The organism is Kitasatospora sp. NPDC098663, from assembly GCF_044760075.1.
Taxonomy (GTDB): Bacteria; Actinomycetota; Actinomycetes; order Streptomycetales; family Streptomycetaceae; genus Kitasatospora.
The window spans coordinates 232402-244977 of sequence record NZ_JBIWAP010000001.1; the positions used below are offsets into that span (position 1 = coordinate 232402).

At 70.6% G+C, this 12576-nt stretch carries 10 protein-coding genes; 3 read left to right on the top strand and 7 right to left on the bottom strand.

All coding sequences use genetic code 11. The features are described 5' to 3' along the window. Positions 1 to 109 precede the first annotated feature (109 nt). The gene (locus tag ACIQVZ_RS01050) at positions 110 to 1306 is read right to left on the bottom strand and encodes an HpcH/HpaI aldolase/citrate lyase family protein (RefSeq protein WP_350878111.1); all 1197 of its coding nucleotides are present in this window, start codon (positions 1304 to 1306) and stop codon (positions 110 to 112) included. A gap of 373 nt (positions 1307 to 1679) precedes the next feature. On the opposite strand from ACIQVZ_RS01050, the gene ACIQVZ_RS01055 reads away from it, so the two are divergent. Further along, a complete protein-coding gene (locus ACIQVZ_RS01055) occupies positions 1680 to 2861 on the top strand; it encodes a TerD family protein (RefSeq protein ID WP_402446083.1) in 1182 nt (393 codons plus the stop codon). A 14-nt stretch (positions 2862 to 2875) separates the two neighbouring features. Here ACIQVZ_RS01055 and ACIQVZ_RS01060 read toward each other — a convergent pair whose 3' ends face one another. Then, a complete protein-coding gene (locus tag ACIQVZ_RS01060) occupies positions 2876 to 3622 on the bottom strand; it encodes a Tellurium resistance (protein ID WP_350878113.1) in 747 nt (248 codons plus the stop codon). Between the two features lie 373 nt (positions 3623 to 3995). Between ACIQVZ_RS01060 and ACIQVZ_RS01065 the strand changes: the two genes are divergently transcribed. Continuing rightward, complete coding sequence (locus ACIQVZ_RS01065; RefSeq protein WP_350878114.1) at positions 3996 to 5159, top strand: DUF2637 domain-containing protein; 1164 nt, start codon at positions 3996 to 3998, stop codon at positions 5157 to 5159. Between the two features lie 70 nt (positions 5160 to 5229). Here ACIQVZ_RS01065 and ACIQVZ_RS01070 read toward each other — a convergent pair whose 3' ends face one another. The 5 genes from ACIQVZ_RS01070 to ACIQVZ_RS01090 form a co-directional block, all read right to left on the bottom strand. Then, the gene (locus ACIQVZ_RS01070) at positions 5230 to 6333 is read right to left on the bottom strand and encodes a DUF475 domain-containing protein (protein WP_350878115.1); all 1104 of its coding nucleotides are present in this window, start codon (positions 6331 to 6333) and stop codon (positions 5230 to 5232) included. Positions 6334 to 6490: 157 nt separating this feature from the next. After that, positions 6491 to 7069: a TerD family protein gene (locus ACIQVZ_RS01075; protein WP_350878116.1), complete on the bottom strand. Its 579-nt coding sequence runs from the start codon at positions 7067 to 7069 to the stop codon at positions 6491 to 6493. Positions 7070 to 7334: 265 nt separating this feature from the next. Next, positions 7335 to 7910 carry a TerD family protein gene (locus tag ACIQVZ_RS01080; RefSeq protein ID WP_350878117.1) on the bottom strand — a complete coding sequence of 192 codons (576 nt, stop codon included), beginning with the start codon at positions 7908 to 7910 and terminating at the stop codon, positions 7335 to 7337. 208 nt (positions 7911 to 8118) lie between these two features. After that, the gene (locus tag ACIQVZ_RS01085) at positions 8119 to 8577 is read right to left on the bottom strand and encodes a peroxiredoxin (RefSeq protein WP_402446088.1); all 459 of its coding nucleotides are present in this window, start codon (positions 8575 to 8577) and stop codon (positions 8119 to 8121) included. Between the two features lie 289 nt (positions 8578 to 8866). Next, entirely contained in the window at positions 8867 to 9307 is a 441-nt protein-coding gene (locus ACIQVZ_RS01090; RefSeq protein WP_350878118.1) for a DUF3052 domain-containing protein, read from the bottom strand. 517 nt (positions 9308 to 9824) lie between these two features. On the opposite strand from ACIQVZ_RS01090, the gene aceE reads away from it, so the two are divergent. After that, complete coding sequence (gene aceE, locus ACIQVZ_RS01095) at positions 9825 to 12575, top strand: pyruvate dehydrogenase (acetyl-transferring), homodimeric type (RefSeq protein WP_350878119.1); 2751 nt, start codon at positions 9825 to 9827, stop codon at positions 12573 to 12575. Position 12576: the final 1 nt, after the last annotated feature.

The window sequence follows — 12576 nt, forward strand, 5'->3', positions numbered from 1 at the left end:
CGGTGGTGCGGTCTTCGGATCAGTCGGATAGGTCGGACAGGTCGGGCCGTTCAGGTCAACCGCGCGCAGCCCCCTCACCCCCCGCACAGGCAGGCCGCGCGCAGCCCCCTCACCCCCCGCACAGGCAGGCCGCGAGCAGCTCCGCGAAGCTCACGTCCTCCCGGGCCACCCCGAACACCTCCGCCCGCAGCAGCACCCGCTCCGCCCAGGCCCGGTGCGGCCGGGCCTCGTTCATCTTGTTGGTGTACGCCGAGCGCAGGACCCCGCCGCCGTCCCGCTCCTGCCGGAGGATGTCCCGGGCGTCGCAGTACTCCTCGTGCGTGACCACGGAGAGGGCGTGCACGGCGGGGACGTGGCTGGGGTGGATGCAGGTCTTGCCGAGCAGGCCGTTGGCCCGGTCGAGTTCGACCTCCCGGATCAGCCCGTCCAGGTCGTGCTCGATGATCCGCCGGCGGACCTCCTCGCCGGAGGCCCTGGACGTCCCGGGGGTCTCGGCGAACGGCGTGCGGCGCAGCTGCGGCTTGAACATCCGCTCCTGGACCGGGAAATACTCCCAGACCGGACCGGTGACGGTGTACCCGGTGCCGTCCGCCCGGCCGAGCACGTTGACCACGTCGCCGATCACCGCCGAGACCAGGGCGACGTCGTACGCGGTGAGGTCGGGCGAGCGGCGCAGGCCGTACGCGGAGCAGAGGTCGGTCACGCCGAGGCGGACGGCGAGCACCCGCTCCCGGTGCCCGGCGAGCAGGTCGGCGATGCCGAAGAGCTGCTGGCGCCTGGTCTCCAGGTGGGCGAGTTCGGGTGACTCCAGGACGGGCATGGCGAACAGCCGGCGCCCGGTGGCGGCCTCGGCGGCGGCCAGGGCGGCCAGGTACGCGCCGCCGGTCTCCGTGGTGAACTTCGGCAGGACGAACCCGCTCAGCAGCTCGACGGCCGGCCCGAGCCGCTCGGCCAGGTCGAGGATCTGGGAGGCGGCTCGAACTCTGATGAAGAGCAGGGGGTGGCCTTGTGTGCAGTCGGTGAAATCCCTGACCAGGTCATTCAACTGCTCGATCAGGTTCCGCTCCCCCGCGTCCACCTCGTGGTCGGCGATCGCGTCCTCCAGGCAGAGCACCATCGACACCACGCCCCGAGCAGCCTGTTTGCGGATGTCGGCGGCCAGCGCGGGCCGGGTGGCGGGGCTGTAGAGGGTGCCGCCGAGGGCGGTGGCCAACACCGCGGCCTCGCTCCGCGCGGTGAACGGCCGGGGCGGTTCGAGGAAGAGGCGACCGCGTACGTCGTCGGCGAGGTGGCCGAAATGGCGCAAGGTGCTCTCCTCAGAGGTTTGACGGCCACCGGTCCGTTGCCGGGGCGCGCGACGGCGCGGGACGACACCGCGATCCAGCGGTGCGACACCATGGTCAACCGGTCCACGGGGCTCCGTGGTTCCCGGACGGACGCCGGCGGGCCCCCCTCCGCCCGACCCCGGCGGGCCCGTGGACCGCCCATCGTACGGACGGATTCCGGCCGTCCCCGGTTCCTCGGCACTGAACTCCCGGAACATCGCCGTCCAGATCACCGACCACCGGTCGAGCACCGGCAAACCCCCGGCAAGCGCAAGTCTTGGCAAAGTTCGACCCGGTTCCGACGGTCCCGGTCACGTTGTCCGAAGGGGTGGCGAACGGGCAGGATGGTCGGCTATGACGCACGTGATGGCCAAGGGCGCCAACATCGCACTGCCGGCTGCGGCGGTCCGCGCCGTGCTGCGCTGGAGCGCCACGCCCGGTGCGCCGGACGTGGACGCGTCCGCGCTGCTGCTCGGCGCCACCGGCAAGGTCCGTTCGGATGCCGACTTCGTCTTCTACAACCAGCCGCGGCACCCCTCAGGCCTGGTGCGCCACCTGCCCAAGCAGCAGACCTCCGGCGGCGCCGAGATCATCGACACGATCGAGGTCGAACTCGCCAAGCTGCCCGCCGACGTCGACCGGGTGGTGCTGGCCGGCTCCTCCGAGGGCGGCTCCTTCCGCGCGGTGCCCGGGCTTCGCCTGCTGCTCTTCGACGCCACGGCCGGGGACGGCACGCCCGCACTCGCCGAGTTCGCGATCTCCGACGGCGAGAACGTCACCGCGCTGGTCGCGGGCGAGCTGTACCGGCGCTCCGGCGCCTGGAAGTTCCGGGCGATCGGCCAGGGCTACACCTCCGGCCTGATCGGCCTGGCCACCGACTTCGGCATCACCGTCGACGACGAGGCGGAGGCCGAGGCGGCCCCGGCGGCGGCCTCGACGGCCACCCCCACCGTCACCCCCACCGCCGCCGTCGACCCGCGCAACACCCCGCTGCCCGCCCCCCGCCCGACCGCCCCGCCCGAGCCCGGCACCTTCACCCTGGCCCCGGCCGTCCCGCAGCCGCCGGCCACCCCCCGGCACCGGCCCCAGCAGCAGCCCGCCGCGGCCGCCCCGGGCACGGTGCCGCCCCCGCCGACCGCGCCGCCCACCGTTCCCCCGGCCGCGCCGCCGGCCCCGACCGCACCCCCGGCCCACCAACCCGGCACCGGGTACGGCTACCCGCAGCAGCCACAGCCCCACCAGCCGCCCGACACCGGCTACGGCTATCCGCAGCAGCAGCCCGGTACCGGCTACGGGTACCCGCACCCCACCCCCCAGCCGTACCCGCAGCAGCAGGGCACCGGCTACGGCTACCCGCACCAGCAGCAGCCCGCCCCGCAGCAGCACCCCGGCAGCTACGGCTACCCGCACGCCGGCACCGGCCAGCAGCCGCCGGCCCAGGCCCCCGCGCAACCACCGGCCCAGGCCCCGGCCCAGCCGCCCACCGGCGAGGAGTTCGCCCTGCCGCCGCAGGGCCCGCAGTTCCAGCCCCGCTGATCGGCGGGGCCTAGCTAGTCGGAGCCGCCCTGGCTCTTGTACCCGCGCTGCCACTGCATCCCGAACCCGTACAGCCGGTCGATGTCCGCCTGGAACCCGTTGACGTACCGCACCTCACGGCGCACCGTCAGCTGGTTGTCCCCCGCGTTCTCGATCAGCACCACCGCGCACGAGCGCGCCGCCCGGGCCCGTTCGTCCAGCTTGATCTCGATCCGCGGCCCGGTCTGCGGCACGATCGTCACCACCGCGTGGGACTGCTCGAAGGCCGGCGTGCCGTCGTAGATGTAGACGAAGATCAGCAGCCGTTTGAACTTGTCCTTCTTCTCCAGGTTGACGTACATCGTCTCGCCGGACGGCGCCCCGTACTGGTCGTCGCCGCTGAGCTTGATGTACGGCGGTTGCCGGAGGTCGCCGAAGTAGCCGCCGAGCGGCTGCACCACGCCGCTGCTCCCGTCGGACAGTTCGTACATGCACGCCAGGTCGAGGTCGACGTTGACCTGCTCGTTCTGCACCGAGTCCGGCTCCAGCGGGCGCAGGATGCGGGGGCTGAAGAGGCGCTTGGCGCGTTCGCGGGCACTCGGCCGGACGGCCCCGGAGCGGGTGGTCCAGTGCAGGTTGACGTAGAGGTAGCCGGTGGTGGCCGCGGACCCGGTGATCGCGTGCTGCGGGGTCGACTTGGTGAGTATGACCTTGTGCTGACCGCCCGGGTTGTCGAAGGTGTAGTTCCGCTCCCCGCGCAGGTACTCCCAGATCGAGACCATCCCGCCCTCTCCCCCTGCTCCCGTCAGTCGATCTGACGGTCCGCCGCTCCATGATCGGGCATCAGCCCGGCCCTCGGATACCCAAACCTTCCCCTCCCCTACCCCGTCGGGCCCCCCCGCGCTCACCGCCGGGTCGACGAGTGGAGCGGCCGGTGGGTCGACTGGCGGGAGGAAGCCCCCCTCCCGTAACATGCCGCCCCTTCGGACGCGATATCGTCTAGCCGCACAGGTGTCCCGTCCGCCCCTGCGCGGGTGCGGCGGGTACGCCGTGCGGCGACGAACGAACCGTCAGGCGCGACCCGAGTACCGGGAGCTGACCGCCTGTGTCGCTCTGTGAACCCGTCCCCTGCGGAAACCCGAGGCCCGACCCGCAATGAACCTGACCTCCATACAGCTGGTCTGGACCGTCGTCGGCGGCGCAGCCCTGCTGTTCGTCGCCGTCCTGCTGGCGACGCTGCGTTTCAAGAACACGAAGAAGGAAGAGGCCGGCGACTCCTGGGAGCGCAGCGAGGAGCGTCGGCGGCGCAAGGAGATGATCTACGGCATCTCCTCCTACACGCTGCTGTTCTGCTGCGCCGGTGTCGCGGCCGCGCTGTCCTTCCACGGCCTGGTGGGCTTCGGCAAGGAGAACCTGGGGCTGTCCGGCGGCTGGGAGTACCTCGTCCCGTTCGGCCTCGACGGTGCCGCGATGTTCTGCTCGGTGCTCGCCGTGCGCGAGGCCAGCCACGGTGACGCCGCGCTCGGCTCCCGTCTGCTGGTCTGGGTGTTCGCGATCGCCTCGGCCTGGTTCAACTGGGTCCACGCGCCGCGCGGCGTGTCGCACGACGGCGCCCCGCAGTTCTTCTCCGGCATGTCGATCTCGGCGGCGATCCTGTTCGACCGCGCGCTGAAGCAGACCCGCAAGGCCGCGCTGCGCGAGCAGGGGCTCGTGCCGCGCCCGCTGCCGCAGATCCGGATCGTCCGCTGGCTGCGCGCCCCGCGCGAGACCTACGCGGCCTGGTCGCTGATGCTGCTGGAGAACGTCCGCAGCCTGGACGAGGCGGTCGAGGAGGTGCGCGAGGAGCGCCAGGCCAAGCTGGACGCCAAGGTGCGGGCCCGCACGGCCGACCGCCGCGAGCGGGCCGAGCTGAAGGCCATCTCCCGCCAGGGCGGCATGCTCGCCCGGGCCCGCGGCGGCCGCCAGGTGCCCGCGCTCACGGCTGCCGGCGACGGCCAGACCGCTACGGAGCCTGCCCTAGCCGCCGAGTCGGACACCGCCTCCTCGCACCAGGCCGCCTCGGGCCCGCTGGAGCCGGCCGCGCTGGACGCCGGCCGCCGCCCGCGTGCCGCCGTCGGCTCGTCGTACGCGCCGTCCTCCTCGGCGTCCTCCTCGTCCTCGTCCTACTCGTCGTCCTACTCCTCGTCCGCCGGATCGGCCTCGGGCTCGTCCTACCGCAGCTCGGCCATCGACCTGACGGCCGACGACGACACCCTGTCGATGCCCAAGCTGGACTCGCTGGAGCGCAAGCTGCGCGCGATCGAGCAGCAGCTCGGCTGAGCGGGCGCACCGCGACGCGAAACGGCCGCCCCCGGATTCCCGGAGGCGGCCGTTTCGCGTACCCGGCGGGCTACTCGCCGGTACTCGTACTCACCAGTTCCGGTTCGTCCCGCGCATCCTCGCGCCGGTTGCGCAGGATCGACGAGCCGAGCGCCAGCCCGATGAAGGCGACGCCGATCAGGCCGGTGACGATCTCCGGGATGTGGTACTTGATCCCGACCAGCAGGATCACCGAGAGCGCGCCGATCGCGTAGTGCGCGCCGTGCTCCAGGTAGACGTAGTCGTCCAGGGTGCCCTTGCGGACCAGGAAGACGGTCAGCGAGCGGATGTACATCGCGCCGATGCCCAGGCCCAGGGTGATCTGGAAGATGTCGCTGGAGATGGCGAACGCGCCGACCACGCCGTCGAAGGAGAACGAGGCGTCCAGGACCTCCAGGTAGAGGAAGAGGAAGAACGCGGCCTTGCCGCCGACCTGGAGGATCGACTTGCCGGACTTCTCGGCCTCCTCCTCGCGCTCGGCGTCCTCCTCCAGACCCGATTCGAAGATCGAGGAGAGGCCGCCGACCACGAGGTAGGTGATCAGGCCGAGGACACCGGCGAGCAGAACGGTTTCAGCGTGCTCCCCGGCGAAGAAGTTGGAGGCCAGCACCAGCACGACCAGCGCGACGACGCTGGAGAAGGCGTCCAGCTTGCCGACCTTCTCCAGCGGGCGCTCGATCCAGCCCAGCCAGTTGTGCTCCTTCTCGTCGTCGAACACGAAGTCGAGGAAGATCATGAGCAGGAAGACGCCGCCGAAGGCCGCGATGGCGGGGTTGGCCGCCTCCAGGTACTGACCGTAGGTCAGGCCGGCGTGCGTCTTGTCGGAGTGCAGCGCGAGGTCGATGACCGTCGCGGGGTTGAGCTTCGCGGTGAGGCCGACCACCAGCAGCGGGAAGACCAGCCGCATGCCGAAGACGGCGATGAGCACGCCGACGGTCAGGAAGATCTTCTGCCAGTACGGGTTCATCCGCTTCAACACCGTGGCGTTGACCACCGCGTTGTCGAACGACAGGGAGATCTCCAGGATGGAGAGGATCAGCACGATGCCGAATCCTTGGGCCCCCCAGAGCAGTCCGGCCGCGATCAGGCCTAGGACGGTGATCGCGAACGACCAGCCGAAAGTGCGGAGGAACACGGGACTTGGTTACCTTTCGGGTTTCGGGCCGTGCCGGGGGCGGCCTCGTCCCGAGACGCCCTGACCGGGCCGGGCCCGGTCAGGTCACCCCCGCACTGCCTTCTGTTCTCATGATCGTAGGTTGGGTGCGATTGTTCTGATTTTCGCCTTTTCGCCCTTACTGTACGTTTACGCCGAAATCGAGGGCGATGCCGCGCAGGCCGGAGGCGTAGCCCTGGCCCACCGCGCGGAACTTCCACTCGCCCGCGTAGCGGTACAGCTCGCCGAAGATCATCGCGGTCTCGCTGGACGCGTCCTCGGACAGGTCGTAACGGGCGATCTCCTGGCCGTCGAGGGAGTTGGCGACCCGGATGTAGGCGTTGCGGACCTGCCCGAAGTTCTGCAGCCGCGCCTCGGCGTCGTAGATCGACACCGCGAAGACCACCTTGTCCGCCTGCGCCGGCACCAGCTCCAGGTTGACCAGGACCACCTCGTCGTCGCCGTCGTCCTCGCCGCCGGTGAGGTTGTCACCGGTGTGCTCGACCGAGCCCTCGGGGCTCTTGAGGTTGTTGTAGAAGACGAAGTACTCGTCACCGAGCACCCGGCCGCCACCGCAGATCAGGGCGCTCGCATCGAGGTCGAACGGTGCGCCCGTGGTCGAACGGGCGGACCAGCCGAGGCCGATCTGGACCTGCGTCAGGTTCGGCGCGGCCTTGGTGAGCGAGACGTTCCCGCCCTTGGCGAGCGTGACCACCATGACTGTTCTTCCTCCCTTGCCTTCTCCCGGGGCGCGCCTACAAGGTGTAGTCCCCCACGGCCCGGGCCGGCCCCGTTTGGCCGGCTGAACTTCCTGAACTCACATCCTCGCAGCGCACGGAGCCGACACGAAGCCGGGGCGGCCCCGGACCTCTGAAGGTCCGGGGCCGCCCCGTACAAGGCTCCCGCGCCGGGCGGCCGGCCGTCGTCCGCCGCCGCCGCCCCGTGTCGCGTCGTGTCGCCCGGTGTCGACCGGTGTCGTCCGGTCAGACGTTGACGCCGAAGTCCTGGGCGATGCCGCGCAGGCCGGAGGCGTAGCCCTGGCCGATGGCCCGGAACTTCCACTCGGCGCCGTTGCGGTACAGCTCGCCGAAGACCATCGCGGTCTCGGTGGAGGCGTCCTCGGAGAGGTCGTAGCGGGCCAGCTCCGTGTTGTCGGCCTGGTTCACCACGCGGATGAACGCGTTGCGCACCTGGCCGAAGTTCTGGCCGCGGCTCTCGGCGTCGTAGATCGAGACCGGGAAGACGATCTTCTGCACGTCCGCCGGGACGCCGACCAGGTTGACCTTGATCGCCTCGTCGTCGCCCTCGCCCTCGCCGGTGCGGTTGTCACCGGTGTGCTCGACGGAGCCGTCCGCGCTCTTCAGGTTGTTGAAGAAGACGAAGTTCCCGTCCGAGGCGACCTTGCCCTGCTCGTTGCAGAGCAGCGCGCTGGCGTCCAGGTCGAAGTCCGTCCCCGTGGTGGTCCGGACGTCCCAGCCCAGGCCGACGACCACGGCCGAAAGCCCCGGGGCCTCCTTGGTGAGCGAGACATTGCCGCCCTTGCTCAGGCTGACACCCACTTGTCCTCCAAGAATCGGGAGGCACGCCCTGGTGCCCCCGTGGTGCGGTTCGAGGCGCCGGCCGGCGAGCGGCTCACGTGCCCCACCCGACCAACGGACCGAGCGTAGTGCGCGGTTCCCGTCCGGACGCGCGAACGGGTCCGGCGCGGCTGTTCGAAGTTCGCGGGGCCGGGCCCGCGGCCACCGCCACGGGCCTCCACGCGGGGCCTCAGAGGGCGCCGAGGGCCTTCAGGTACTCCTGCTCGTCCCGGGCGTCCGGCAGGTCGTTGACGACGCTCCAGCGCACCGTGCCCGCCGTGTCGATCACGAAGGTGCCGCGCACGGGGCAGCCCTTCCGCTCGTCGAGGACGCCGTAGGCGCGGGCGACCTCGCCGTGCGGCCAGAAGTCGGCCAGCAGCGGGAACTCCAGGCCCTCCCGGTCGGCGAAGACGCGCTGGGTGAACTGCGAGTCGCAGGAGACGCCGAGCACCTGGACCCGGTCGTTCTGCAGCTGCGCCAGCTCCCGCTGGACGGCGCCGAGCTCACCGGTGCAGACGCCGGTGAAGGAGAACGGGTAGAAGACCAGGACGACGTTCCGCTCGCCCCGGAAGTCGGAGAGGCGGACCGCTTCGCCGTGCTGGTTGTTGAGCTCGAAGTCCGGAGCCTCGGTGCCGACCTCGATGGCCATGAACGTGACCTTTCTGACGCGACCGCGCCGCGCGGGCGGCGCGGCCAGCGCCATCCTCGCATCCGTTCGGGCACGTTCCGCCGAATGGATGAGGGCGGTACCCGCGCGCTCCACCGCTTTCGCCCTGGGCGAACGCGTTTCCGGACCGGCCCCGGGGGCGGACACGACCCAGGCGACCACGCTCCGTGACGACGAGGGCGACGCCGCCCCCGGCGCCGGACCCGGAAAACGACCGGGCCCCGCCGGAGGGATCCTCCGGCGGGGCCCGGTGCGGGGCCTCAGAGCCCGCTCAGCGCTTGCCGGCCGGCTTGGCCGTGGACTTGGTGGCGAGCCGGGTGGCCGCCCAGTCCTTGGCGACCGCGATCGAGCTGGTCTGGGAGAGACCGGCGGTGCGGGCCGCGTCCGCGATGTCGGACGCCTCGATGTGGCCGTCGCGCCCGGTCTTGGGCGTCAGCAGCCAGATCAGCCCGCCTTCGGCCAGGTACTCCAGGGCGTCGACGAGGGAGTCGGTGAGGTCCCCGTCGTCGTCGCGGTGCCACAGCAGGACGGCGTCGGCGACGTCGTCGTAGTCCTCGTCGACGAGATCCGTCCCGGTGAGCTCCTCGATGCCTTCGCGGAGATCCTGGTCAGTGTCGTCGTCGTACCCCAGCTCCTGGATGATCTGGCCCGCTTCGAAGCCGAGACGGGTCGCCGGGTTGGACTTGTCCGCGGGGTCCGCGGTCGCGCTCACGGGAATAACCTCCAGTATTCGGCCCGGCGTCCATGCCGAGGCTGTGGCCGTAGTCCACACGGGCGCGGCGGTTCGCGCAAGTACCCGACCCCCGATCCCCCCCAAAGGTTGACGTGCCACAGCGGGGACACGCCGTTCGATGTGTCGGGAATCACACCGATTTGCCCTTCTCTGCATGAGACAAGGATGCTTCGGGTGGTCCCGGCCCACAGGGCGTACGGATGCCCGAGATACGAACGGCATTCGGGTCCGCGCGTGCGCGGGCGTAGAGTCTCCTGTTGGCCCTCACCCCGGCCGCCCGCCATCGGGCGGACGGGACACCAGGTCGGACCACCTCTGTACGTAGCACCCGGGGGTGTGCGGGGCGGGCGAAGTCGCCCGGACCGCGCACCGCCAGACCGTCCCGCCCACCAGGCGGAACGGTTACCGATCGGTAGAGATGACGGATCTCCGAGCGCGGTAGCACGATGGAGGCGGCGCGACACACCTCAGTTTCGACCGACAGTGAAGGAACAGCGTGGCTTCCGGATCCGATCGCAACCCGATCATCATTGGCGGCCTTCCGAGTCAGGTCCCGGACTTCGATCCCGAGGAGACCGCGGAATGGCTGGAGTCGCTTGACGCGGCCATCGACGAGCGGGGGCGCGAGCGCGCCCGCTACCTGATGCTCCGCCTGATCGAGCGCGCCCGCGAGAAGCGTGTCGCCGTGCCCGAGATGCGCAGCACGGACTACGTCAACACCATCGCGACCAAGGACGAGCCGTTCTTCCCCGGCAACGAGGAGATCGAGCGCAAGATCCTCAACGCGACCCGCTGGAACGCGGCCGTGATGGTCTCCCGGGCGCAGCGCCCGGGCATCGGCGTGGGCGGGCACATCGCCACCTTCGCCTCCTCCGCGTCGCTGTACGACGTCGGCTTCAACTACTTCTTCCGCGGCAAGGACGCCGAGGGCGAGTCCGGCGACCAGATCTTCTTCCAGGGCCACGCCTCCCCCGGCATCTACGCCCGCGCGTTCCTGCTGGACCGACTGTCCGAGCAGCAGCTCGACGCGTTCCGCCAGGAGAAGTCGAAGGCCCCGTACGGCCTCTCCAGCTACCCGCACCCGCGGCTGATGCCGGACTTCTGGGAGTTCCCGACCGTGTCCATGGGCCTCGGCCCGCTCGGCGCGATCTACCAGGCCCGGATGAACCGCTACCTGGAGCACCGCGGGATCAAGGACACCTCCGACTCGCAGGTCTACGCCTTCCTCGGCGACGGCGAGATGGACGAGCCGGAGTCGCTGGGCCAGCTGTCGCTGGCCGCGCGCGAGGGCCTCGACAACCTGACCTTCGTGGTCAACTGCAACCTGCAGCGCCTGGACGGCCCGGTCCGCGGCAACGGCAAGATCATCCAGGAGCTGGAGTCCCAGTTCCGGGGCGCCGGCTGGAACGTGATCAAGCTGGTCTGGGACCGCAGCTGGGACCCGCTGCTCGCGCAGGACCGCGACGGCGTTCTGGTCAACAAGCTGAACACCACGGTGGACGGCCAGTTCCAGACCTACGCCACCGAGACCGGTCAGTACATCCGCGAGCACTTCTTCGGCAGCGACCTGCGCCTGCGCAAGATGGTCGAGAGCATGACCGACCAGCAGGTCCAGCACCTGGGTCGCGGCGGCCACGACCACAAGAAGATCTACGCGGCGTTCAAGGCGGCCCGCGAGCACCAGGGCCAGCCGACGGTCATCCTCGCCCAGACGGTCAAGGGCTGGACGCTCGGCCCCAACTTCGAGGGCCGCAACGCCACCCACCAGATGAAGAAGCTGACGGTCGAGGACCTGAAGCGCTTCCGCGACCGGCTGCACCTGCCGATCACCGACAAGCAGCTGGACGAGGGCTACCCGCCCTACTACCACCCGGGCCGCGACTCGGAAGAGATCCAGTACATGCACGACCGCCGCAGCGAGCTGGGCGGCTACGTGCCGACCCGCAAGGTGCGCCCGCGTCAGCTGGAACTGCCCGGCGACGACGCGTACAAGGCGGTCAAGAAGGGCTCCGGCAACCAGACCATCGCCACCACCATGGCGTTCGTCCGGGTGCTCAAGGACCTCATGCGGGACAAGGGCATCGGCAACCGCTTCGTGCCGATCGCGCCCGACGAGTACCGCACCTTCGGCATGGACTCGCTCTTCCCGTCGGCGAAGATCTACAACCCGCTCGGCCAGACCTACGAGTCGGTCGACCGCGACCTGCTGCTGGCCTACAAGGAGTCGCCGACCGGCCAGATGCTGCACGACGGCATCTCCGAGGCCGGCTGCACCGCCTCGCTGATCGCCGCCGGCTCCTCCTACGCCACCCACGGCGAGCCGCTGATCCCGGTGTACGTCTTCTACTCGATGTTCGGGTTCCAGCGCACCGGCGACCAGTTCTGGCAGATGGCCGACCAGCTGGCCCGCGGCTTCGTGATCGGCGCCACCGCCGGCCGCACCACGCTGACCGGCGAGGGCCTCCAGCACGCCGACGGCCACTCGCACCTGCTGGCCTCGACCAACCCCGGCGTCGTCGCGTACGACCCGGCGTACGGCTTCGAGATCGCGCACATCGTCCAGGACGGTCTGCGGCGGATGTACGGCACCAGTGCCGAGCACCCGCACGGCGAGGACGTGTTCTACTACATGACCGTCTACAACGAGCCGATCAAGATGCCGGCCGAGCCCGAGAACGTGGACGTCGAGGGCATCCTCAAGGGTCTGCACAGGTACGCGCCGGGCACCGCCGGCCAGATCCCGGCCCAGATCCTCGCCTCCGGCGTGGCCGTGCCGTGGGCCCTGGAGGCCCAGCGCATCCTCGCCGAGGAGTGGAACGTCAAGGCCGACGTCTGGTCCGCGACCTCCTGGAACGAGCTGCGCCGCGACGCGGTGGAGGCCGAGGAGTTCAACCTGCTGCACCCCGAGGAGCAGCAGCGCGTGCCGTACGTCACCCAGAAGCTCCAGGGTGCCGAGGGCCCGGTCGTCGCCGTGTCCGACTGGATGCGCGCGGTGCCGGACCAGATCTCCCGCTGGGTGCCCGGTCAGTACCAGTCGCTGGGTGCCGACGGGTTCGGCTTCGCCGACACCCGCGGTGCGGCCCGTCGCTTCTTCCACATCGACCCGCAGTCGGTCGTCCTGGGGGTTCTCACCGAGCTCGCCAAGCAGGGCAAGATCGACCGCAGTGCGCTGAAGGACGCGATCGACCGCTACCAGCTGCTCGACGTGGCCGCGGCCGACCCGGGCGCCGCCGGCGGCGACGCCTGAT